This window comes from Bacillus sp. FSL R5-0659, from assembly GCF_038008785.1.
Classification (GTDB): domain Bacteria; phylum Bacillota; class Bacilli; order Bacillales; family Bacillaceae; genus Bacillus; species Bacillus safensis.
In genome coordinates this window covers 3,001,136-3,025,508 of record NZ_JBBOZU010000001.1, presented here as the reverse complement: position 1 = coordinate 3,025,508, position 24,373 = coordinate 3,001,136, and the positions used below count along the sequence as shown (strand labels likewise).

The 24,373-nt window shown below is 43.6% G+C and carries 22 protein-coding genes; 20 read left to right on the top strand and 2 right to left on the bottom strand.

Annotated elements, in window-relative coordinates:
- Positions 1–302 precede the first annotated feature (302 nt).
- The 6 genes from nikA to abc-f all read left to right on the top strand — a co-directional run bounded on the left by nikA (position 303) and on the right by abc-f (position 7,220).
- Complete coding sequence (gene nikA, locus NSQ72_RS15640; protein ID WP_106025594.1) at positions 303–1,946, top strand: nickel ABC transporter substrate-binding protein; 1,644 nt, start codon at positions 303–305, stop codon at positions 1,944–1,946.
- A 14-nt stretch (positions 1,947–1,960) separates the two neighbouring features.
- On the top strand, positions 1,961–2,890 hold the full coding sequence (gene opp1B, locus NSQ72_RS15635; RefSeq protein ID WP_268464320.1) for a nickel/cobalt ABC transporter permease: 930 nt from the start codon (positions 1,961–1,963) through the stop codon (positions 2,888–2,890).
- Between the two features lie 5 nt (positions 2,891–2,895).
- Positions 2,896–3,783, top strand: coding sequence for a nickel/cobalt ABC transporter permease (gene opp1C / locus NSQ72_RS15630; RefSeq protein ID WP_151284840.1), 888 nt, complete (start codon positions 2,896–2,898; stop codon positions 3,781–3,783).
- Positions 3,746–4,564: an ABC transporter ATP-binding protein gene (locus NSQ72_RS15625; RefSeq protein ID WP_341084498.1), complete on the top strand. Its 819-nt coding sequence runs from the start codon at positions 3,746–3,748 to the stop codon at positions 4,562–4,564. The genes opp1C and NSQ72_RS15625 overlap by 38 nt, the downstream gene beginning before the upstream one ends.
- Positions 4,558–5,328, top strand: a complete 771-nt coding sequence (locus tag NSQ72_RS15620) for an ABC transporter ATP-binding protein (protein ID WP_341084497.1) — start codon at positions 4,558–4,560, stop codon at positions 5,326–5,328. The genes NSQ72_RS15625 and NSQ72_RS15620 overlap by 7 nt, the downstream gene beginning before the upstream one ends.
- A 332-nt stretch (positions 5,329–5,660) precedes the next feature.
- Positions 5,661–7,220: a ribosomal protection-like ABC-F family protein gene (gene abc-f / locus NSQ72_RS15615; RefSeq protein ID WP_341085043.1), complete on the top strand. Its 1,560-nt coding sequence runs from the start codon at positions 5,661–5,663 to the stop codon at positions 7,218–7,220.
- 15 nt (positions 7,221–7,235) lie between these two features.
- Here the strand turns inward: abc-f and NSQ72_RS15610 are convergent, their stop codons facing one another.
- Positions 7,236–8,645: a polysaccharide deacetylase family protein gene (locus NSQ72_RS15610; protein WP_144467949.1), complete on the bottom strand. Its 1,410-nt coding sequence runs from the start codon at positions 8,643–8,645 to the stop codon at positions 7,236–7,238.
- Positions 8,646–8,968: 323 nt separating this feature from the next.
- Here NSQ72_RS15610 and NSQ72_RS15605 point away from each other — a divergent pair, with 323 nt between their 5' ends.
- From NSQ72_RS15605 to NSQ72_RS15590, 4 genes are all read left to right on the top strand, one after another.
- Positions 8,969–9,997 carry a FecCD family ABC transporter permease gene (locus NSQ72_RS15605; RefSeq protein ID WP_180272443.1) on the top strand — a complete coding sequence of 343 codons (1,029 nt, stop codon included), beginning with the start codon at positions 8,969–8,971 and terminating at the stop codon, positions 9,995–9,997.
- On the top strand, positions 9,994–10,995 hold the full coding sequence (locus NSQ72_RS15600; protein ID WP_039181585.1) for a FecCD family ABC transporter permease: 1,002 nt from the start codon (positions 9,994–9,996) through the stop codon (positions 10,993–10,995). The genes NSQ72_RS15605 and NSQ72_RS15600 overlap by 4 nt, the downstream gene beginning before the upstream one ends.
- Positions 10,996–11,012: 17 nt before the next feature.
- A complete protein-coding gene (locus NSQ72_RS15595; RefSeq protein WP_039183325.1) occupies positions 11,013–11,912 on the top strand; it encodes an iron-hydroxamate ABC transporter substrate-binding protein in 900 nt (299 codons plus the stop codon).
- Between the two features lie 144 nt (positions 11,913–12,056).
- Entirely contained in the window at positions 12,057–12,281 is a 225-nt protein-coding gene (locus NSQ72_RS15590) for a phage holin (protein ID WP_008347764.1), read from the top strand.
- A gap of 86 nt (positions 12,282–12,367) precedes the next feature.
- Here NSQ72_RS15590 and slrR read toward each other — a convergent pair whose 3' ends face one another.
- Positions 12,368–12,838, bottom strand: a complete 471-nt coding sequence (gene slrR / locus NSQ72_RS15585; protein ID WP_058837587.1) for an HTH-type transcriptional regulator SlrR — start codon at positions 12,836–12,838, stop codon at positions 12,368–12,370.
- Between the two features lie 257 nt (positions 12,839–13,095).
- Between slrR and NSQ72_RS15580 the strand changes: the two genes are divergently transcribed.
- From NSQ72_RS15580 to NSQ72_RS15535, 10 genes are all read left to right on the top strand, one after another.
- The gene (locus NSQ72_RS15580) at positions 13,096–13,827 is read left to right on the top strand and encodes a YveK family protein (RefSeq protein WP_024423528.1); all 732 of its coding nucleotides are present in this window, start codon (positions 13,096–13,098) and stop codon (positions 13,825–13,827) included.
- Positions 13,817–14,500, top strand: a complete 684-nt coding sequence (locus tag NSQ72_RS15575; RefSeq protein WP_024423527.1) for a CpsD/CapB family tyrosine-protein kinase — start codon at positions 13,817–13,819, stop codon at positions 14,498–14,500. The genes NSQ72_RS15580 and NSQ72_RS15575 overlap by 11 nt, the downstream gene beginning before the upstream one ends.
- A 165-nt stretch (positions 14,501–14,665) precedes the next feature.
- A complete protein-coding gene (locus tag NSQ72_RS15570; RefSeq protein ID WP_341084494.1) occupies positions 14,666–16,540 on the top strand; it encodes a polysaccharide biosynthesis protein in 1,875 nt (624 codons plus the stop codon).
- Positions 16,506–17,654, top strand: coding sequence for a glycosyltransferase family 4 protein (locus NSQ72_RS15565; protein WP_144494106.1), 1,149 nt, complete (start codon positions 16,506–16,508; stop codon positions 17,652–17,654). Before NSQ72_RS15570 ends, NSQ72_RS15565 begins: the two co-directional genes overlap by 35 nt.
- On the top strand, positions 17,647–18,486 hold the full coding sequence (locus NSQ72_RS15560) for a glycosyltransferase family 2 protein (protein ID WP_144494108.1): 840 nt from the start codon (positions 17,647–17,649) through the stop codon (positions 18,484–18,486). Before NSQ72_RS15565 ends, NSQ72_RS15560 begins: the two co-directional genes overlap by 8 nt.
- Positions 18,479–19,609 carry a glycosyltransferase family 1 protein gene (locus NSQ72_RS15555; RefSeq protein WP_106025598.1) on the top strand — a complete coding sequence of 377 codons (1,131 nt, stop codon included), beginning with the start codon at positions 18,479–18,481 and terminating at the stop codon, positions 19,607–19,609. The genes NSQ72_RS15560 and NSQ72_RS15555 overlap by 8 nt, the downstream gene beginning before the upstream one ends.
- Before the next feature lie 14 nt (positions 19,610–19,623).
- A complete protein-coding gene (locus tag NSQ72_RS15550; protein ID WP_059376647.1) occupies positions 19,624–20,727 on the top strand; it encodes an EpsG family protein in 1,104 nt (367 codons plus the stop codon).
- A 27-nt stretch (positions 20,728–20,754) separates the two neighbouring features.
- Entirely contained in the window at positions 20,755–21,777 is a 1,023-nt protein-coding gene (locus NSQ72_RS15545; protein ID WP_327842131.1) for a glycosyltransferase family 2 protein, read from the top strand.
- Positions 21,778–21,782: 5 nt separating this feature from the next.
- Positions 21,783–22,811, top strand: a complete 1,029-nt coding sequence (locus tag NSQ72_RS15540) for a polysaccharide pyruvyl transferase family protein (RefSeq protein ID WP_064498017.1) — start codon at positions 21,783–21,785, stop codon at positions 22,809–22,811.
- Positions 22,812–22,839: 28 nt separating this feature from the next.
- Complete coding sequence (locus NSQ72_RS15535; protein ID WP_064498018.1) at positions 22,840–24,354, top strand: MATE family efflux transporter; 1,515 nt, start codon at positions 22,840–22,842, stop codon at positions 24,352–24,354.
- Positions 24,355–24,373: the final 19 nt, after the last annotated feature.

The window sequence follows — 24,373 nt, the reverse complement described above, 5'->3', positions numbered from 1 at the left end:
CCAAACCCCCGCATTCGTTGTCAGTCCTGCGCTCCGGTGCTCACGAATGTTAAATTCGCTCCGCTCCGGTACTCGTCCTTCCTAGACTGCAAAGGTTTTCTATCACGCTGAAAAGAAGACAAAGGGCTAAAATCAAGATCATTTTAGCCCTTTGTCAACAATCTGAAACAGACTCAATCATGAGTCTGTTTTTTTATGAAAAGATGTTGTATTTCCCATTTCTGTATGCTAGTATTCAATTCGTAATCATTTCGATTAATAATCGTAATGATTACGATAATGTTGAATTGGAGGAAGTACATATGAGTGATCAACCTGTTTACATAAAGAAGAAATATGAGAAAAAGCATCTCTATGTGACATACACCATGATGCTGTTTTCAGTGATGGCTTGTTTTTTATTGGCCTCATGCTCTGGAAACAAAGCATCTTCCAGCATGAATGATAGAGAAGAAGATGAGCTCGTGTATGCAAGTACAAAAGATATCAGGGACATCAATCCCCATCTATACGGCGGAGAGATGGCTGCTCAAAATATGGTGTTTGAATCGCTTGTCGTCAATACAGAGAAGGGCGTTCAGCCTGCTTTAGCGAAAAGCTGGGACATTTCAAAAGATGGAAAAACCTACACCTTTCATCTTCGAAAAGGTGTGACTTTTTCAGATGGTGAGCCTTTTAATGCAAAGGCAGTTAAGTTGAACATAGATGCTGTCGTCAAAAATATTGAAAAGAACGCTTGGCTTAATCTCGTATCCGAAATCAAATCCACAAAGGCGTTAGATGACGATACATTTGTTCTCACGTTGAAAGAGCCTTATTATCCTACGTTAGAAGAGCTGGGCTTAACACGCCCCTTCCGTTTTATTTCTCCAAAAAGCTTCATTGATGGAACGACTGCAAAAGGAGTCAAAAGCTATGCAGGTACAGGTCCTTATGTTCTAAAGGAACATAAGAAAAATCAATATGCCGTTTTTGAAATGAATGACCACTATTGGGGGAAAAAGCCGAAAATTTCAACCGTGAAATGGAAAGTCATGCCGGATCACCAGACCATCTTACTTGCGCTCCAAAAAGGAGAGATAGATCTTTTATTTGGAGCAGATGGTGACATGATCGATGGAGACTCATTCCAGGCTTTAAAAGAAGCAGGTCAATATGGTGTAACCGTGAGTCCTCCTGTTGGTTCAAGATCGATAGTCATTAATTCAAACCAGCCAATCACAAAAGATCCGAAAGTAAGAGAAGCGTTTCAATACGCCATTCAAAAGGACATGATCACAGAAGGCATTTTAAATGGAACGGAAAAGGTGGCACACACATTGCTTGCCCCTTCTGTCCCTTACGCAAATATTCCATTGAAAAAGAAAACTTATCAAAAGAAGAAAGCAGAGGCAATATTGGATGAGGCAGGCTGGAGGATGAAAGAAGACGGGTATCGCTATCAAAATGGCAAACTGCTGAGTGTGGCTATTTACTATAATTCCGATAATGCAGGGGAAAGAACGATCAGTGAATCGATTCAACAAGATTTCAAGCAGGTGGGGATCAAGCTGGATATTAGAGGAGAAGAAAAACAGGCATTTTTAGATCGCCAAAAAACAGGAAAGTTCGATCTGATGTACTCGCTGTCTTGGGGACTCCCATATGATCCACAAACTTATGTCTCTTCATTCCGTGTAGCATCCCATGCTGATTATCAAGCCCAATTAGGACTGAAAAAGAAAAAGTGGCTGGATGAGACGATTACGGAAGTATTAGTAGAACCAGATGAGCAAAAGCGGAAACAAATGTATCAAGAAATATTGACGTATATCCATGATGAAAATGTCTACATCCCAATCTCTTATTCTGTGACAAAGGCCGTTTATAATAAGCGCCTGAAAGGCGTAGGTTTTCATGTGTCTCAGTATGAAATCCCATTTGACCGTATGTATTTTGCGTCATAAAACGAGGTAGAGACATGACTCGCTATCTCTTAAAACGAATACTGATGCTTTTTCCGCTTATGATCTTCATCACCTTCTTTGCTTTTGTCCTGCTGACGATGCGGGCAAGTGATCCAGCTGAGGTCGCTTTGCGGGTGAATCAAGTCACACCAACAGAAGAAATGATTGAATCGATGCGTCAGGAATTAGGCTTAGACCAGCCGTTTTTCATCCGCTATGCCACATGGCTTAAAGATGGATTAACAGGTGATTTTGGTAAGAGCTATGTCACACAGGAGCCGGTTTTTAATCTTATCATGGAGGCGCTGCCTGCTACATTGCAGCTTGCAGGAGCAGCGCTCTTTTTGATCATATTGCTCAGTTTGTTGTTCGGGGTGATTTGTGCATATGCTGATCATTCCTGGGTGGACCGGATCTTGAGAGCCTTTGTGTTTATCGCCGCTTCAATGCCTAGTTTTTGGCTGGGGATATTGTTGATTTGGCTTTTTTCTGTCAAATTCAATTGGGTCAATACGAGTGGAATGGAAGGGTTCAAATCGATTCTTCTTCCAGCTGTCACATTATCATTTGGCTACTTATCGACCTATGTGAGACTGATACGCAATCAAATTCTAAAATTTCAGCACGAGCCCTTTGTTTTTTACGCAAGAGCACGTGGTTTAAAGGAACGAACCGTTCAACTGAAAGTCATGAGGCATGCCCTGCAATTAGCGGTGACAGCACTTGGCATGTCTATTCCAAAGCTCATTGCGGGAACTGTTATTATTGAGAACCTTTTTGCTTGGCCAGGGGTTGGCCGGTTGTGTGTAACAGCTATTTTCCATGCTGATTTCCCTATTATTCAAGCCTATTTATTTGTGATGGGGTTCCTGTTTGTTATGTGCAATCTCATCGCTGATGTGATCCAAATGACCATGAATCCGCAGTTGCGAAAGGAGGTCTGACAACGATGATAGGGTGGCATCAATTAAGAAAAGACCGTATGGCGATTCTTTCAATCTGGCTGTTAGCACTGGTTGCATTAGCTGGACTGTTTGCACCAGTGTTAGCACCACATGACCCAACAAATACGAACATTCTTCAAAAATATGCCGGTATCAGTCTTACTTATCCATTAGGAACGGATCATCTAGGGAGATGTGTATTGTCTCGGCTTTTATATGGCATTCGGACAACAATGCTTGCGGCCATGCTGACGATGTGTATCACGATGCTCATTGGCAGTGTACTTGGACTCATGGCAGGATTCTTTCGAGGAAAGGTGGATGGGGTTTTGATGAGGCTGTGTGATGTCATGCTTTCCTTTCCAGCAGAGGTGATGATCCTTGCGGTTGTGGGAATCCTCGGACCTGGACTATTCAATATTATTTTGGCGAATGTTCTAGCGAAATGGGCCTGGTATACAAGAATGATTCGTTCATCTGTCCTTCAATATGCGAATGAACCTTCTGTTCAGTTTGCGAAGGTGTCTGGCGGCACACCCTTTTACATATTGAGGAGACATCTAATTCCTCGTATCTCAGGAGAAATTGCTGTTTTTGCGACACTTGATGCGGGCTGGGTAATCTTAAATATATCAGCACTGTCTTTTCTTGGGTTAGGTGTGAGTGCACCTACACCAGAATGGGGTATGATGCTCAACGAGGCGAAGAATGTCATGGTGACACATCCTGCCCATATGCTTGCGCCTGGACTTGCCATCTTGTTTGTGGTCATGGCGTTGAACTTTTTAGGAGACAGCCTTCAGCATGCCGCGAATCCTGCCATGCATCATACCAGAAAGAAAGGGGGGAGGCCATTTGCCTTTAATCGACGTAAAAAATCTGTCCGTACATGATCCACAGCAGCAAAAGAATATAGTGACGAATATCACATTTTCTTTACACCAACAACGCTGTTTAGCCGTCATTGGAGAAAGTGGCAGTGGAAAATCAACTCTCGCAAAAGCGTTAATTGACCTTGTCGCCCCTTCGCTAGAAGTGGAAGGAACGATCATTTTTGACGGCAAAACATTGACCAATCAAGAAGCACATCAATGGCGGGGGAAACGAATAGGTTTCATCTCACAAGATGCTATGAATGCATTCAATCCCATCGAAACGATTGGTCATCAAATATTGGAAACATTTCAGCAGCATTTGGGCTTACGCGGGAAAGAAGCAAAAGCACATGCTATGGCTGGGCTTGCACGTGTTCATTTAAAAAATCCATATGATTTGATGAAAAAATACCCGTATGAACTGTCTGGAGGAATGCTTCAGCGTGTGATGATTGGCATCACGATGATGCTTTCTCCTAACGTGATCATTGCAGATGAGCCAACTGCATCGCTTGATGCCTTTAATCGGCGTGAAGTCATCAGACAATTACACAGGCTAAAGGAAGAAACCGGTGTTACCTTGATCGTCATAACGCATGATTTAGGCGTCGTTCAGGCAATCGCCGATGAGTTGATGGTCATGCACCAAGGAGTAATGCTTGAGCATGGGTCAGCCAAGGAAGTGTTCACATCACCCGAGCATCCCCAAACAAAGCATTTACTGGAGACGAGGCTTCGATTATCTGCTCCTATTAAAGCACTGCGGCAGCAGAAGAGAGTGGAGGCGTTTCCATGTTGATCACAGCTTTAAATCTAGTCAAACAGGGCGAGAAGAAAGGTCTTTTTTCACATCAAAAGAAATCAAAAGAACGCATATCAAACGTTTCGTTTCAAATTGAAAAAGGACAATGTGCCGGATTAGTCGGTGAGAGCGGCAGTGGCAAAAGTACATTGGCACGTATCCTGCTCGGTTTAGAAAAAATAGATGGAGGCGAGGTACAGATTGATGGTATGCCAGCTGACAAGTGGCGGAGAGTAAATCGGGGGAAAATGAGTGTTGTCTTTCAGGATTATCTATCTTCTGTTCATCCCTCCTTTACGGTGAAAGAGATCGTAGCAGAACCGATGCGTTTGTTAAAGCAGAATCAGAATCTGGATCAGAAAGTTTTGTCATTACTTCAGCAAGTCAGAATGCCCTCGTCTGTACTGAATCAATATGCTCATCAGCTAAGCGGCGGTCAGCTCCAGCGAGTGTGCATCGCACGAGCCATATCAACGCACCCATCCATTCTCATACTAGATGAAGTCTTGAGCTCACTGGATGTCTCTGTTCAAGTACAAATATTGGAGCTGCTTGAGACATTAAAACAAGAGCTAGACATGACCATCCTTCTCATTACTCATGATGTAGAAGCAGCGGTGTATCTATGTGACCGTCTCCTATTTTTACATGAAGGAAGCCTAGTGGAAGAATGCAAAAAGGACGAACTGTTTGAAGTGTCCCATCCATTTACACTCCAGTTAATCGACTCACTTATGCCTTTTCAGCTTGACAAAAAATAACCAATCTTTTATCGTATACGTAACAAACGACGGAAGGGTGACCCAATGCAATGAAGTACTAATCCTATGACCTGTAAGCAAAATGAATGAACGAAGGCAGTTAGCAAACGATCGGTTTGCCATGTTTGCTGCGTTTTCATTTTTTAGCTTCGGAATAGGATGGTACAGCTTGGGAATCAAAGAATGAGGTGATTGATACGTGGGATGTGTGTGTTCAAATTGGAACGGCACACCATACTGGATCAATCCGCTTATTTTTGTACACCATTTTGCCTCCTATTCTGAGAATGGGAGGCTTTTTCATGTCTCCTGATACGAAAGGAGAGGATTGGATGTTATTAAAAGCCAATCAGTTAAAAGTATTTCGAAAAGATCGCTTGTTATTTGATATTGAGGAACTAGCCATTCATCAAGATGATCGCATTGGTCTTGTAGGGACAAATGGCAGCGGCAAAACAACTTTACTGCATGTGCTGGCGGGGCAGGAAACACCAGACAGCGGCACGGTGGCCGCCACAGCGACTTGTATACTGCTTCCACAATTGAAACAAGGAGATGGCAGACAGAGTGGCGGTGAAATGACCCAGACTTATATTGAAAGAGCATTAAGCCGGCCGTCAGCCCTTTTATTAGCAGATGAACCGACAACTCATTTGGATACAGAGCATATTGAGTGGCTGGAAGATAAGCTGCTTCATTATCAGGGAGCTCTCATTGTTGTTTCACATGATCGTGCTTTTTTAGATGCAATATGTACGGAGATTTGGGAGCTGGATCATGGGAAGCTTCATCATTACAAAGGCAACTACACACATTTTGCACAGCAAAAAGAGCTGGCACATCGTCAGCAGGTGGAAGCATACGAAGCCTATACACAAAAGAAAAAACAATTAGAGCATGCCCTGGAAAAGAAAAAGAAAAAGGCGGACAAAGCGACAAAGCCATCCCAAAAGGTGAAATCCTCAGGACCTAAAATTGCAAAGCCCTACTATGCAAATAAGCAAAAAAAGCTGCAAAAAACAGCCAAATCCATTGAAACCAGGATGGAGAAATTAGAAAAGGTTGAGAAGGTAAAGGACATTCAGCCGATCCAAATGACTCAGCATACGATGAAGGAAGTAGCTAGCCGTACCATTTTGCGCGTGGAAAATGTAGATGGCAAGGCGGGCGATAAAGTGCTTTGGAAGCAGGCGAATGTGGAAGTGAGGGGCGGAGACAAGGTTGCTATTATCGGAAAGAACGGGAGCGGCAAAACGACATTTCTCCGTATGTTAGTGAATGGATATCCCGGAGTTACTCGTTCAGAGGCCGTCAAGCTAGCGTACTTCCGTCAGGATCTTTCAGGACTGAAGGTAGATGAATCGATTTTACAAAATGCGCTGAAAGAGGCGGTTCAAGAAGAGACAGTGGTTCGAACGGTTTTGGCGAGACTAGGATTTAGAGGGGATGATGTGCATAAGCCTGTTGGCGTATTAAGCGGGGGAGAACGGGTGAAAACGATGCTTGCGTCCTTACTCGTCAGTGATGCCAATGTTCTCATGCTGGATGAACCGACGAACTTTTTAGATCTGGCCGCAGTTGAAGCACTTGAAGGTCTCTTGAAGGATTATCCAGGTACCGTTGTGTTTGTTTCCCACGATCGCAGGCTGATAGAGGAAGTTGCCACTCGTATTTTCCATATTCATGAGGAACGTATTGAAGGATTTGATGGCACATATGAAGCATATAAACAAAAGGAAGAAAAACCAGCTGTGACAAATAGAGATGAGGAGCTTCTGTTAATTGATATGGAGCTGTCTGAAGTGCTCAGCCGTTTAAGTATTGAGCCGTCGCAAGAGCTTGAAGAGAGATTTCAAGCATTATTGAAGCAAAAAAAGTCTTTGGAGTCATAAAACAAAAACCCCTGTTTACTTTACAGGGGTTTGTTCATGTCGTTCTTTTTTTAATTGTTCAAGTTCACTCACTGTGACGAGCTGGTAGCCTTGTTTGGTGAGTTCACGGATGATCTTTACTGCTGCTTGAGCTGAGCTTTCATAAATATCGTGCATTAACACTGTTCTGCCATCTGCTGCATGTGAGAGAACGCGGTTTGTGATCTGCTGGCTGTTGCGGATTTTCCAATCCTCAGGATCAACATCCCACAAAGTGACCTTCATCCCAATCGCCTCATTGATGTCTTGATTTGTACCGCCATATGGCGGTCTAAAGTGCGTAGGTGTATATCCGCTTGCTTTCTCAATCAGCTGCTGGGTGTCCTTCACTTGTTTCACGGCTTCTTCTAAAGGCAGTCTTGTTAATAAAGGGTGATTGTAGGAATGGTTTCCGATCTCATTCCCGCCTTTTAGAATGTCGGCAAGCATTCCAGGATAATACTGCACCCTGCTGCCTAAGACGAAAAAGGTGGCATGTCCTTTATTTTTCTTCAGCGCATCTAAAATTTTTGAGGTTGTCGCTGGATTCGGTCCATCATCAAATGTGAGTGCGATGGCTTTTTTATTCGGGTCAAGCTTTGATTTTTGCGGAAGCTTGACGGCTTTTCTTTTTGGGTTCGGTTCTTTCATTTCATTTTTATTTTTGATTTTATCCATATATTCTGGCTTTAATATGTCCTTCAGCAATGTCTTTTTGATTGCGAGTGTTTGCGGACCAAGATCCTCTGCGGCTACTTGAGATGCAGGGAAATAAAATTCTACATATTTGTCTTTCAAGGCAAATTGACTGAAGTTTTGAGCATCAGGGGCTGTTCCTTTCTGAAGGAGAGGCTGATCCTTAGATAAGGTTTTATCCTTTCGAAGCTCCGAATATGTAATATAGGATAATTTCTTTAAATAATTGGTTTTAGGCAGAAATAGATCTTTTGTGTCAAGAAAGGTTTTTTTCTGAAAATCAAAGTTAATCGTGAGATGATTGGTGGTTCCATTTTGCTGGCCAGTATACGTATAGGTCGTAAAGCGAATGGCAGCAGACTGCTTTGCATAATGCACCATTTCATAATCAATATTCAGTTCATAGCGTTTATGTTCATCGATATCCTTTGCTTCGCTGAATGTTTTTTTGAAATGCTCTAATGCTGAATTGGCATAGCTTTGAATCTTGTCATCTAGCTCTTTTTGATGAAAAAGAGGATAGTTGACTGCATATCTCATAAATTTCCCGTCATTTACGAGAGTGACAATTTCCACGTTTTTATAGTTCGTATCTTGCTTTACATTTTTCTTCTCTGTACCGCTTGCTTGTTGATTTTGAAAGAAAGCAACTGCTCCAATGACGACTGCAAGCGCAAATAGGACGATACTCCATTTTCCCTTTACTGACACAACTTTCAAATCTCCTCTCATGACGGGTCATTCTTTATTATTTTGACATCTGTTTGTAATATTTTTATAACATTTGACTTACTTTTGTAATTTTAGTGGATATTCATGCAAAATGTCAACTATTTTCCTATTAAAATATGAGAAAACATGATAGGTCGTTCTGTGAGGCAAAAAGAACCCCGCCTTTCTCTACTCCGCACATACCTTCATTAATTAAAAAATAGGGTGTACATTGATTTTTTAGAGGCTGGCGGCTATAATTTTGTTGATTATGATTCTCATTTTCAAACTGACTTTTAATGAAGAAAAGGATGACACCGATTTTGCAGGATAAGCGAAAACCTCAACAAAAGCGATCATCACATATTCTGTTCTTTTTAATATTTTTTCTCGCCGTTATTGGTTTAGCGGCTGCCATGTTTTTTGCTGTGTCATACGGTGCAAAAACATTGTCTCTGCAAACGGTTTGGACAGCTGTATTTGACTATCAGTCAAATGTCACAGAGCAGCAGATCATCCATGAATTAAGACTTCCACGTGTTTTAGGGGCAGCTCTAGTGGGAGCGGCGTTTGCCGTAGCGGGTGCTCTTATGCAGGGCATCACAAGAAATCCACTGGCAGATGCGGGGATTTTGGGTATTAATGGCGGTGCGATGTTTGTGGTCGCTCTCTGTTTTGCTTTTTTCCCAGGAATGCCTTATTCGGCACTGATGTTTTTCTCCTTTATTGGTGCTGTGCTCAGTACGCTACTGATCTTTGCGATTGGGGCGGCTGGCGGCGTATTGACACCGCTGCGTCTCACTGTAGCAGGAGCGGTTGTCGCCGCATTGCTTCATGCGCTCAGCTCTGGGATCGCGATTTATTTTGATCTGAGTCAGGATCTGGCTTTTTGGTATGCAGGCGGGGTAGCTGGTGTGAAATGGCCGCAGCTGACGATTCTTGCTCCGGTCATTCTGATTGTGATCGTATGGGCAATACTATTAGGCCGGTCACTTTCCTTACTATCGCTCGGTGAAGATACAGCGGCGAATTTAGGGGTGAAAACCCGACAAGTGCGAATACTAGGCATGACCGCTGCTGTGTTATTAGCAGGGGTTTCTGTATCAGCAGTCGGGTCGATTGGGTTTGTCGGTCTCGTCATCCCGCATATTGCACGAAAGCTTGTTGGTGTAGATTATCGTTTCGTTATTCCGATGTCAGCGATATTAGGCGCAATGCTGCTTGTCTTTGCAGACCTTGCCAGCCGTACAGTCAATCCGCCAAGAGAGCTTGCCATTGGCGTGATGGTGGCACTTGTTGGTGTTCCTTTCTTCTTATACATTGCCAGAAAAGAAGGGAGGAACTTGTCATGAGAGAGAAACAGCGTGCTCTTGCCGTGACAGTCGTTTTGCTTTGCCTGAGTGCGGCTGTTGTTCTGTATAGTTTAAATACCGGTACGCTGAAACTCAGTCCTGTTATGGTCGTCAAAACGTTATTTGGCTTTGGAGATTTCCAAAGTGAAACGGTGCTGTTTGACTATCGTCTGCCTCGAATCGTGGTGACGATGTTAGCTGGTATTGGTCTTGGCATTGCTGGCGGCATTTTGCAGAGCTTATCCCGTAACCCTCTGGCCGATCCTGGAATCATTGGACTGAATGCAGGGGCAGCATTTGGCTTAATTGTGTTTGTGACATATTTTCATGCACTTGAAGGCAATCCGTCTCTTCTTATTCCGCTCTTTACGTTTGGCGGCGGACTGCTTGCGGCAGCGGTTATTGTGCTTCTTGCATATGACCGGCATGAAGGGCTTGTTCCTATCCGTCTGATCTTAGTTGGCATTGCGGTTGCTGCGGGATTTAGTGCACTCACCTTATATTTGTCATTGAAGCTGGATGAAGATACATACACGTTTGCTTCGAGATGGCTTGTGGGCAATGTCTGGGGGAGAGACTGGATTCATGTACTGGCACTTCTGCCTTGGATTGTATGCCTTGTGCCGCTTACGCTGATGCAGTCAAACACGCTCAATGCATTGACATTAGGAGATGCTGTCGCCTCAAGTGTAGGTGTGCGAGTCCAGCGTAAACGCCTCCTCTTGCTGACCTTAGCGGTTGGCCTCGCGAGTGCAAGTGTTTCGATGACAGGCGGTATTGGCTTTATTGGCCTCGTCGCCCCGCATTTGGCCAGGCGGCTGGTCGGGTCACTGCATCAGTATTTTTTACCAGTGAGTGCGCTGCTTGGCTTGTTGATTTTGGTCAGTGCCGATACAATCGGGCGGTCCATCTTTGCTCCAAATGCCATACCAGCGGGTGTGGTCGTGGCCTTTATCGGTGCCCCGTATTTTCTCTATTTATTAACTAAAACGAAATAAACATGAAAGAGGAACTCATCATGAAAAAACTACTAGTGTTTGGATTAACGCTCTGTTTCTTGCTGCTTGCCGCTTGCGGACAACAGGAAACAAAGAATACAACAAATGAAAAGACCAATGGAACACCAAAGATTGCTTCCTTGTCCATTCATTTAACAAATGACTTGTTAGCACTCGGTATCAAACCAGCGGGCTCTGTTGTAGGAGGAGACTTAAAAGATTTCCTTCCACATGCGAAAAAGCAGCTGAGTCAGACAAAGAAGCTCGGCATTGCAGCTGATCCAGATATGGAATCACTGCTTGCGTTACAACCAGATGTCATTTATGTTGATGAAGAATTAGCCGGACAAGACTTATCGAAATATAAGAAGATCGCCAAAACAGAAGTGTTTAATTTAAATGATGGCACATGGCGGGATCACTTGAAAAAAATCGCCAAACACGTCAATAAAGAAAAAGAAGCGGACCAATATATTAAGAATTACAATCAAGAAGCAAAAGAAGTCAAATCGCTCATCAAGAAAAAGATTGGAAACGGAAAAGTCATGGCGATCCGTGTGACAGCAAAGGAGCTTCGCGTATTTAGCATGAAGCGCCCAATGGGTCCTATTTTATACGATGATTTAGGCCTGACACCTGTCGATGGTGTGAAAAAGCTGGACAGCAAGCGCCCATTTGAAGTGATTTCTCAAGAGGTTCTTCCTGATTATGATGCTGATGCGATCTTTGTTGTCGTCAACCGTGATGATAAAGCGCAGCAGGCATTCAAGCAATTAGAAAAGACTCCAATTTGGAAGGGTCTAAAAGCAGTGAAGAAAAACCAAGTCTATCCGATTGCCGATCAGCCATGGCTCGATTACTCAGCTCTAGGCAATAAAATGGCATTGGATGAAGCAAAAGAGATGTTTTCTAAATAAATAGCAAATGAAATCAGACATCATTCCGCGTATAGGAATGATGTCTCTTTTTTTGATTCGTTCTTCTATTCATTCGGCCGCTGCATACATATGAGAGAGAACGAGCAATACCGCCCGTGAGAAGAGGAAAGGGAGGGGTTACAGTTGAAGGTTCAAAAAATTAGTGCAGGTACAATTGCAAGGCTTGTGCTGCTTTTACTGGCGCTTGTTAACAGTGCGCTAACCGCTGCGGGAAAAAGCCCAATTCCTATTGATGAAGAAGGCGTTCAGCAATTCATCACGCTGGCCTTTCTAGGGATTACATCACTATGGGCCTATTGGAAAAACAATGATATAACGAAAAAAGCACGAACAAAAAAAGAAGAATAAGAGAAAAAAGAGCCTTTCATGAATCAAAGGCTCTTTTTCATCGAAGCGTCAAACGCCTCTCCCCGCAATCATTCTTCCTGAAAGGCTTACGCCCGGCGTTCTCCCATGTTGTTGAGGAAAGCTTTTACTTCCTCAATGCTTAAGCCAATTGCCTTCGCTTCACTCATTAGACGCTTCCATTCTGCAATATTTGAGTCAGTCAGCTTTCTATGGGTGACATGTATCGACTTTTCTTCCTGCTCCTTTCGATACGTTTGGAGCAGCTGATAGAGCTCTTCTTTAGGCATGCCGGCTTGGACGGCATTGACGATATGCTCCCGCCATTCGTGTTCATCACCCTCAGTGTAATGAAACATCATCGTCTCTGCATCAAACAGCTCTTGTAAATCAATCTCTAATGAAGAGGATACCTTTTTTAAGAACTGGACAGATGGATTCCTGTGGACACCACGCTCAATTTTGCTCAAATATGACTTAGAGACATGAGCATCCTCAGCCAGCTGCTGAATCGAGTATCCTTTTCTCTTTCGGTAAATGCGTATCACCTTGCCTATCATTCGATCAATGATCTCCCTTCTCCCCGGCGAATAGTTCTGCGACCTTTTCGTTCATTATAAGAAATAAATTGTTCTTTATAAAATTCAAAAACGTAAGAATCAGGAAGTAAACAAAAGAAAACGAACGATTTCGTTCTTTAAAAAGAACTATAAGACCTATTATGACATTTTTCTTTGCGGGTATTATCTTTTATAATCCAATCATTAACAAAAAGAAACCATATATAACCTTTTTATGATGAAATCGGGAGGTATCTATGAATGAGAATATAGGTTTTAAGCAGCTGTTTTCTGTCATTAAAGAGAAAATGGCCCTTCTGATCCTGATTGTCCTGATCGTAACGGGCATTTCAGCCTATTATCAGTTCTATGTCTCGACTCCTGTATATCAGGCAACCACTCAAATTCTTGTTCATAAACGCAGCAATGACGCACAAGCAGATTTAAACGATATTCAGATGAACCTTCAATATACACGTACCTTTCAAGTTTTATTAAAAAGCCCAATCGTCATTGAAAAAGTAAAAGAAACACTCCATCTCACAGAATCAGCAGAAGGATTAAAACACAAAATTGCCACAAGTACAGAAAATGAGTCTGAGGTCATCAATATTTCTGTACAAGATGAGGATCGCGCGAAGGCAGTCGCCATTGCGAATACTGCAACAGAGGTGCTGCAAGAAGAAATCAAAAAAACAATGAATATGGATCGCATTAATGTTTTGTCTGAAGCCAAGCTGTCCAACACGATTCTGATGAATTCGAGGAAATTCGTTCATATCGTTCTGGCACTAGGCGCCTCTTTATTAGGGGGAATGACACTCATTTTCTTAATGAATTTACTCGATGATACTGTAAAACGAACACATCAAATAAGAGAAGAGATCGGATTGCCGTCCCTTGGCAGTGTCTATCAGATGCAGGCAGACAGGAGGGCCAAAAAAGACAAGCAGTCCGTCATAACGGGAGGACAGAACATTGATCTTTAAGAGGAAGAAGAGAGAAAAGAGAGATTTATCCTGTATTTCTGTATTAAATCCTCACTCTGTCATTGCGGAACAATTCCGTACGATCCGAACAAACATCGAATTCACATCGATCCAAACAAGGCTGAAATCGATATTAGTGACCTCCTCCTTGCCGAAGGAAGGGAAATCATTTACGGCTGCAAACTTAGCAGCTGTTTTTGCACAGCAGAACAAGCGGGTGCTGCTCATGGACGCTGATTTGCGAAAGCCGGCCGTTCATGAATATTTTGACCTGAGTCATCACACCGGTTTGACAAATGTGCTATTAAATAATTGCAGCTTGGAAGAAGCTATTTTACCTACACCGATTGAGCATTTAGAGCTGCTTCCGAGCGGAACCATTCCGCCGAATCCAGCAGAGCTGCTCTCCTCTTCTGTGATGAAGCAGCTATTTTATGAGATTGAACAGCAATATGACATGGTGATTGTTGATTCCACGCCGCTTCTGCCAGTTGCAGATGCAAAGATCTTGGCGAACCGGACGGATGGGAGCATTCTCGTTGTCTTAAGCGGCAAAACAAAGATTGCTGCTGTGAAGAAATCAAAAGAAGTATTAGAGGGAACAACAAGTAAACTGCTTGGAGCTATGCTAAATGGCAAGAAAGAGAAAAAGGGCAGGCTGTACATGTATTAAAAAGATTGATAGGTGATGTCTCCTAATCTTTAACAATGGAGGCACTCGATCCTGCTGTGGGCACAACCGGTGCCTTAGATGCTCGTCATCAGTAGTGGGATGTGAGGACGGGTTTGATGCCCATGTTACGTAAGAATAGTGATGCTTTAAAAAGGGGGAGGAGCGTTGACTTACGCCCAAAGATTATCAATCATCGTAGCACTAGATTCATATCTCATCTTAGTTGCCGTCTTTTTTGGTTTTCAATTTGTCCAAGAGGCGGCTTTAACCGTTTATACATTTGAAATGCTCGCCATTTCTTCACTCAGTCTGCTCATTGGGCACCATCTATTTGCCTGCATATTTCATGTGTACAAGCAAGTATGGGCTTATACAGGAGTAAGAGAGTTATTTTCTTTAATGAAGACCTTTGTGTGTTCTTTTTTATTTTCGATGACGATGCTGTACCTTTTCGTGCAGACATGGCCATTTCGGTTTTTATTCATCGTGTGGCTTTTTCATATCTTATTCATCGGTGCCTCTCGGATGGCTTCCAGGCTATTTCATGACGGAGCAAAGCGGCTTCAGGCAGAAAAGGAGCGGGCATTAATCATTGGCGCCGGATCAGCGGGGACCATGCTCGTTCGTCAGCTACAGCAATCGAGTGATGTACATATTGAGCCAGTCGCCTTCATCGATGATGACAAGACGAAACATAGGCTTGAAATTATGGGTCTGCCTGTCATAGGAGGAAAAGAACAAATTCAAACAGCTGTCGTGATGATGGATATTCAGAAGATCATCATTGCCATTCCGTCCAAAAGCAGCCACACCTTAAAAGGGCTGTATAAGGAATGTGTAGCGACTGGAGTCAAAACACAGATCATGCCGGAAATGGATCAGATTCTAAAGGGAACCCATGCGCTGAATCAATTACGGGATGTACAGCCAGAGGATTTACTAGGGAGAGAACCGATTCAATTAGATACGAGCCGTCTATCTGTACATTTAAAAGGAAAAACGATCATGGTCACAGGGGCAGGCGGATCAATTGGGTCAGAAATCTGCCGTCAAATTTGTGTGTTTGCTCCTCAAGCGATTGTACTTGTGGGACATGGAGAATTTAGCATTCATTCTATTTTACTAGAGCTGAAAGAATTATATGGAGACAGCATCAGACTCTATCCACAAATTGCGGATATTCAAGATAAACAGAAAATGAGTGAAATCGTTGGTCAGTTTCAACCGGATATGATTTATCATGCCGCGGCACATAAGCATGTTCCGCTCATGGAGATCAGTCCGAAAGAAGCCGTGAAAAACAATATTATCGGCACAAAAAATGTCGCAGAAGCCGCGCATGAGCACGGCATTGAAACATTCGTCCTCATCTCATCTGACAAAGCAGTCAACCCTGCCAATGTGATGGGAGCCACTAAGCGGTTTGCTGAAATGTTGATTATGCAAATGGGGGCAAGCAGCGAAACAAAATTTGTCGCCGTTCGATTTGGAAATGTACTTGGAAGCAGAGGGAGCGTCATCCCTATTTTTAAGAAACAAATCGAGCAAGGCGGGCCGGTGACAGTCACGCACCCAGCCATGACAAGATATTTTATGACCATCCCAGAAGCATCAAGGCTTGTGATTCAGGCAGGTGCACTGGCAGAAGGAAGACAGATTTTTGTTTTAGATATGGGGGAGCCAGTGAAAATCGTAGACCTCGCAGAAAACCTCATTCACCTCTCAGGCTACACCACAGACCAGATTCCGATCACTTTCACAGGCATTCGTCCTGGGGAGAAAATGTACGAAGAACTACTGAACCAGCATGAAAAAGCACAGGAACAAATCTTCCCGAAAATTCATATCGGCCATGCGCTGGATGGTGACCCATATGTGCTGAACCGCTTTATCCATGAATTTGACATGATGAGTGAAGAGCAAATGAGACAAGCATTATTTGCGGCCATTGAGTCGCATGATATGTTGTCCGAACAGATGAAACGAGAGGAGGAGCCGCTTGCCAATGAAGAAAAAAGTCTTGTTTTGCGCAACGGTTGATTATCACTTTAAAGCCTTTCACCTTCCATATTTCCAGTGGTTTCAGGAAAAAGGATGGGAAGTGCATACAGCGGCAAATGGCCAGCTGGAGCTGCCCTATGTGAATCAAGCTCACTCGATTCCGATTCAGCGCTCTCCTTTTCATGTCCGCAACCGGCTTGCGTATGTAGAACTGAAGAAGCTGTTAGCGAAAGAGCACTATGATTTCATCCATTGCCACACACCAATGGGAAGTGTCATTGGCAGGCTTGCAGCCAAGGGCGCGCGCAAAAAAGGAACGAAGGTTCTTTACACGGCACATGGCTTTCACTTTTGGCAGGGGGCGCCGCTTCAAAACTGGCTGCTCTATTATCCAATTGAGAGATTTCTTGCCCGCTATACAGACGCACTGATCACCATTAATGGGGAGGATTTTAAAAGAGCAGACCGTCTATCAAAAGAGCGGACATCTGTTTATTATGTGCCCGGTATGGGTGTGGATATGAAACGGTTCGCACCAGTTGATGAAAAAGAGAAACAGCGTCTCCGCGCAGCCTACGGCTTTTCTGCGGAAGATTTTATCGTACTGTGTGCTGGCGAATTAAACATGAATAAAAATCAAGGAATGCTCATCAAAGCATGTGCACAACTGTCTAGGAAAATACCAAATATAAAGATCGTGTTTGCCGGGGAAGGGACAATGAGACCAAACTATGAAAAGCTTACCCGCCAGCTCCAGCTTGAAAAGCATGTTCACTTTGCTGGGTTTTGCAAACAAATGGAGGAATGGATGCATTTGAGCGATGTGTGTGTTTCCACCAGCTTGAGAGAAGGGCTCGGCATGAACCTGCTTGAAGCGATGTCGGCAGAAAAACCCGTGATTGCAACGGAGAATAGAGGGCATTGTGAGCTTGTCAAACATGGCGTCAATGGTTTTTTAGTTAAACCGCAGGATGTGAATGGTTTAGCTGATTACTTGCAGCAGCTCTATGACAAAAAGGATCAGCTGCTTCTCATGGGAAAAGCGGGACGCTCTATCGCTCATGCATTTGCACAGGAGCAGACGGTCAGTGCAATGGAAGAAATTTATACAATTTATATGGATCAAGCAGAGAAGGTGATACAGCATGCGTAAACCAAAGGTGTCAATTATCATGGGCGTCTACAATTGCCAAGAGACAGTAGAAGAAAGTATTGAATCCATTCTTCATCAAACATATGAAAACTGGGAGCTCATCATATGTGATGACGCATCAACAGATGGCACTTATGAGAAGGTGCTGTCTTATACAAAACGACATCCTGAAAGAATTCGCCTGATCCGTAATCAACAAAATCAAAGGCTCGCTGCCAGTCTTAATCGCTGTCTGGCTGAAGCGAGGGGGGAGTTGATTGCAAGGCAGGATGGCGATGATCTATCGGTGCCTGTTCGTTTAGAAAAACAGGTTCATTTCCTCGATACATATCCTGAATACGATGTGGTCGGTACGGCGATGACAGTTTTTGATGAAACGGGAACAAGGGGTGTGCGGGCACTTGTTTCAGAGCCTGATCGGAAGGTGATGGCAAGAGGAACTCCTTTTTGTCATGGGACCATTATGATGAGGGCTTCTGCTTACAAAGCTTTAAATGGATATCGCTCTGTGAAAACAACAAGGCGGATGGAAGATATCGATCTTTGGATCCGCTTTTTTGCTGCTGGGAGGAAAGGCTTTAATTTACAAGAGCCGTTATATCTTGTGAGAGAGGATGAAGCAGCCTTTCAGCGGCGAAAGTTTCGATATTCGATGGATAATGCCTGGCTCGTTTTGAAAGCATGCTGGCTATTAAAGCTATCACCGCTTGACTATTTATTTGCTCTAAAGCCGGTGGTCCGTGCCTGCTTGTCACCGAAGGTCATGAAGCTTTATCATCGCCGGAAGCTGGCGACGTCTATGCTGAAGAGAAGGGCTGTTCGGGATGAGTGAGCCAAAGCGCGTGCTTCATATTGTGGGCGGGATGAACCGCGGCGGAGCTGAAACGATGATTATGAATATCTATCGTGCACTCGACAGGAATGTCCTTCAATTTGATTTCATTACCCACCGGCAGGACGTCTGTGATTATGATGAGGAAATTCGCGAGCTTGGGGGACGCATCTTTTATGTCCCGAGTATTGGGGCGTCCTCTCCGGTTGCTTTTGTGAAAACATTGACAAAGACAATTAGGCAAACAGGACCCTATCAGGCCGTGCATGCACATACGGATTTTCAGACAGGCTTCTCCGCATTTGCTGCAAAACTAGCGGGTGTGAAGGTGCGCATTTGCCATTCGCATAATACAGCGTGGAAGCAGTCGCCAAACTGGCTGGATCATATGATGCTCAAAGGGTTTCGCCAGCTGATCTTTGCATTCTCTACACAGCTTGTTGCATGCGGCGAGGATGCCGGAGTCTTTTTATTTGGACAGAAAAAAATGCAGAACGGGCAAGTTGAGGTGCTGCCAAATGGGATTGATTTATCCCTTTTTTTTCAGCCTGATCCAGACGAAAAGGCGGAGATCAAAAAGCAGCTCCATCTTCGCGAAAAAAACATGGTCATCGGTCATATTGGGCGGTTCCATGAGCAAAAAAATCATGTTTTTTTTATGGAGCTGGCCCAGACCTTAAAGAAGCAAGGCGTTTCATTTCAGCTTGTCCTCGTAGGAGATGGACCGCTGAAGCAAGTAGTCGAATCGTATGCGGAGAAGGCAGGCCTGATGGAGGACATTGTCTTTACAGGCGTCGTATCAGACGTTCCACAGTATATGAAAGCATTTGATATTTTTGTGATGCCTTCCTTGTTTGAAGGTCTTCCGCTTGTATTAGTGGAAGCACAGGCATCTGGGCTGCCTTGTGTGATTTCAGATCATATTACAGAGGAAGTAGATTTAGGCTGCGGGCTTGTGAAAAGGATGTCGCTGCGAGATTCCGCGCATGAATGGATGAAGGCGGTGCTTGAAGCATATCATGCAGAACCTCCTCTTCAAGAGACCATTACCTCACAGCTTGAACAAAGAGGATTTGATGTGAAACAGAATATTACACGTGTGATGAATCTATATGGACTGTAAGGAAGGAATGGCAGATGGCGGTTTATTTGGTGAACATGATCATGGTCTATTTATGGTCGAGCTTTGCCGCATTTTACGGCAGACGTGATGATACCATTCAAAGCGGATGGCGGCCTAACAAGCTTCTTGTGTTTTTTCCGTTTTTGTTTCTTTGTATCGTGTCTGGTATTCGGTATAAAGTAGGAACCGATTTTGTCACATATGGACAGATGTATGAGTTCTCCATTAACTATGAAAAGCCTTGGCATATATTTGGATTCGGTGTGGATAAAGCCGCAACGGATCCAGGGTTTACGTTTATTTTATGGATGCTTAATCAACTGACTCATGATCCGCAAATCATGTATATCTCAGTCGGAGCCATTACTTATTTTTTTATTATCAAGACGCTTATTCAATATGGCCGTCCATTTGAGCTCAGTATGCTGCTTTTTCTTGGGACCTTTCATTATTATGCGTCATTTAATGGCATGCGTCAGTATATGGTGGCAGCGATTCTTTTTTATGCCATCCGGTTGGTGATCAATGGTCAGTGGAAATTGTATTTTCCGCTCGTCCTTGTATGTTCATTGTTTCATTCATCGGCTCTCATCATGATTCCTGTGTATTTTATTGTGAGGACAAAGGCTTGGTCTTGGATGATGCTGTTCTTATGCCTGATTTTCTTAGGCTTAACCGCGCTTTATGACCGTTTTGTCTCAGTGTTTGTCGTGATGCTGCAAGGAAGTTCATATGGTCATTACGAGGAATGGCTCACAACGAATACGAATGGAATGAATGTGACAAAAATCGGTGTCTTGATTTTGCCGCTTCTGCTCGCTTTCTTTTATCGAAAACGACTTCGTGAGCTGACACCTGAGAGTGATTACGTTGTGAATTTTTGTTTGCTTGGTTTCTTGTTTGGCATCCTTGCAACGAAAGATGTCATTTATGCAAGATTTCATATTTACTTTGGCTTGTATCAGCTCATTTTACTGCCATATTTCACACGCATTTTTGATCAGCGGTCTAATGTGTTTATGTATGTAGGGATTGCTGTTTGCTATATTCTGTACAGCATCATGCTGATGCCGTTCGATTCTTCGGTTTTGCCGTATAGAACGATATTTAATAAATAGATTTGAAGAAAGGTGGGGCATGCTGTAATGCCAGCTATCAGTCTATTGGTCGCAGTTTACAATACGAGTCAATATGTGGAGCAATGTCTTCAATCAATTGCAGATCAAAGCTTTTCCGATATAGAAGTCATTCTTATCAATGATGGATCGACCGACCGCAGCGGTGAATGGCTTGAAGCATTTGCTGAGCGTGATGAGCGTTTCCGGGTGATTCATCAATCCAATCAAGGGTTAGGCGCTGTGAGAAACAGGGGCATCGAGGAAGCGAAAGGGACGTACCTCGCCTTTGTGGATTCAGATGATATTCTCGCTCCTCATTACTGTGAAGCCATGTACGAAAAAGCCGAAATGACCGGGGCAGATCTTGTTGTGAGTGAGTATTGGATTCAATTTGAACAGTCAAAGCGAACGATACCAACGACGCTGTTAGACAAGCGGTCAGCTGAAAAAACGGATTTAATCAAAGCGTTATTACATGGAAACTTAACTGGATTCTCATGGAATAAGCTGTATCGGCGTGCCTTCATGGAAGAACATCACATTCGATTTCCGCTGCGGGGGGAGCTTGAGAACATTGAAGATCAATATGTGACGCTGCGCTGTTTTTCTTTATCACGCAGCATTGCTTTTGTTCATGAGCCCCTTTATTACTACAGAGTTCATCTGTCATCTATTGTGCAACGATATCAGAAGCAGTATTTTCATCATGGACTGACCTATTATCATGCACAGCGCTCGTTTTTAAAAGAGCATGATGACATCTCTCTATATGAGAAAGCATTAGACTTTTTTATCGTCAATCATACGCTTCATTGTATGCTCAACGAATGGAAGAGCCAAAATGACCTCTCCATTCAGGAAAAGCTTGATCACATGCGGGAAATGGTGACACACGATGCATTCCAGCATGCCGTCAAACAAGTGGAACCATCGAAGCTCACAGTTCGAAAGCGTATGATCTTATTTCTTGCTAAGTGCCGATTGATTTATCCGCTTTCTGCTGCGGCTTCTAGCTATCAAAAATGGATCGAATATCAGACAAGGAAATAGGGGTGATGGGATTGACATTGCAGCAATTGAAGGCAAACGCCGCAGAGTGGCTGCTCTTAAAGGTCAAATATCCGCTTGAGTATAGACTGAGCCGCCAAAGACTGCCAGAGCTGAGTCATCAGAAGAAAATCATTCTCACGCTGCTGCCGGGACATGATAATTTGGGGGATCATGCGATTGCCTATGCGAGTTATTGTTTTTTAAAGAAACACTTTCCAGCCTATGACATCATAGAAGTGGACATGAAAGAGATCTATCGCCTCGCTCGTCCGCTAAAGCGCAGCCGGCACCCAGAAGACATCGTTTGTATGATCGGTGGGGGCAATATGGGTGATTTATACCGATACGAAGAATGGACGAGACAATTTATCATCAAGACCTTCAAGTCCTATCCTATGATCCAGCTGCCTGCTACTGTTCATTTTACAGAAACAAAGAAAGGGAAACGGGAGGAGCGACGCGCCATACACACGTATAAGCAGCACCCAAGACTGCTCCTCATGGCAAGAGATCAAACAACCTATGAATGGATGAAGCAGCATTTTCCTGATCAAGATGTGTGGAAACAGCCTGATATGGTGCTGTCATTAGACGAATCATCAAAGGATGAAACACGTGAAGGGGTTTTGCTTTGTCTGCGTGAGGATCAAGAAGCATATCTCACAAAGGAGGAGCGCCAACAGCTACAGCAGTATATTCAAGAGACATATGATCAAGTCGGTTTAATCACAACGACAATTGGCAGACGGGTCGATCGAACAACTCGCTTAGATGAATTAACGGCTTTATGGACGGAGTTAAAACAAGCACAGGTCGTCGTGACAGATCGTCTGCATGGCATGATCTTTTGTGCGATCACTCATACACCGTGTGTTGTCCTGAGATCGTTTGATCATAAGGTAATGGAAGGATTTGAATGGGTGGCTCACCTTCCGTTTATGACCCTTTTAAAAGAACCAAATGAGGCCGCTGTGAAAGAGGCCGTTCATCAGCTGATGAAAACAAGTGGTCAAAAGGGAGAGGAAGCTGGATGAGGGCTCTTAAACGCTGCGTGAAAGCACAATGAATCGAGCGTTTCTTTATAATGCCAGTGCGAACTTAATCACATTTGTCCTGATGATGCTCATGTCTGTCTGTTTAACACCTTATATTGTTCATACACTTGGAGTGGAAGCATTCGGCTTAATCCATCTGACGCAAAATATGATCAACTATTTATCGGTCATTACCGCTTCGTTAAGTGCGGTTGTTGTGCGTTTTTTTTCTGTGGCGGCTCATAAAGGAGAGATGGAGAGGGCGCAGCGCTATCTCGCTTCCTATTTCGTCAGTTCGTTTTTACTATCTATTAGTCTCTTTTTGCTTTGTCTTTTCATATCTCATCAGCTGGTTGAGTGGCTTCATGTGCCCGATCATCTCGCAAAAGACACACAGACCGCCTTTATTTTAGGGGGTCTTTTATTTATGCTCAATTTCGTCATGTCTGGCATTGGGGCTGCACCGTTTTATGCGAATAAGCTCTATGTATCAAGTGTTGGACAGGCAATTCAAATGTTTCTGAGAGCACTGATGATTGTCATCCTGTTTACATGGACGACACCAGCCATTTGGCATATTCCACTTGCGGCCGTCATTGGAAGCTTAGCGGCTATGGGAATCGGTATCTATTATTTTAAAAAACTCATCCCTTGGTTTTCGTTTAAGTGGCGGCATGTCTCATTATCGTCTAGTCTCACTCTTGTTCGATCAGGGGTCTGGCATTCATTTGAGCAAATGGGGATTTTGTTGTTTTTACAAATTGATTTATTGATGACCAACTTGCTCATTGGAGCTGAAGCGACAGGCAAATATGCGGCGATTTTACAGTTTCCATTATTATTACGCACACTGGCAGGGACACTGGCCGTTGTGTTTGCACCAACAATCACGAAATTTTATTCGAATCACGACAAAGAGGGGCTCATTCAATATGCTGCAAACGCTATTAAGTGGAGCGGCTTATTTGTTGCGTTCCCAGCCGCGCTTTTAGGAGGTCTCGCTGGTCCGCTCATGCTTCTATGGCTTGGCCCTGCTTTTGAGGAGCTGAAATGGCTTCTCATGATTCATGCGGCTTATTTATGTTTGACCTTGATGTTTTTACCGCTCACATATGTGCCAACCGTGTTTAATCGTTTTAAAGTTCCTGCGGTTGTCACCCTTATATTAGGTGTGTCTAATGTGCTTTTTGCCTATGGATTGACTCATATGCTGCAGCTCGGTTTATATGGCATTGCATCCGCGGGGGCAATGGTTTTATTGATCAAAAATATTGTGTTTCTGCCATTTTATACGGCTAGCATCACGAATCAGAAACGCACCATCTTTTACAAGCATACGCTGGTTCCGCTTGCAGGAGCGCTATTTATTTGGGGCGTCTGCGCAGGAATTCAAGTGGTATATAACGTGACTTCATGGTGGGAGCTGTTTTGTATTGGCGGGCTTTGTTTCATTCTCTATATAGGCTACTTGTATGTGTTTGCAGGAACGAAACGAGAGCGGATGCAGCTGATGCGTAAGGTAAAACATGCGGTCTCCCGCTAATATGAAAAGGAGATGCAAT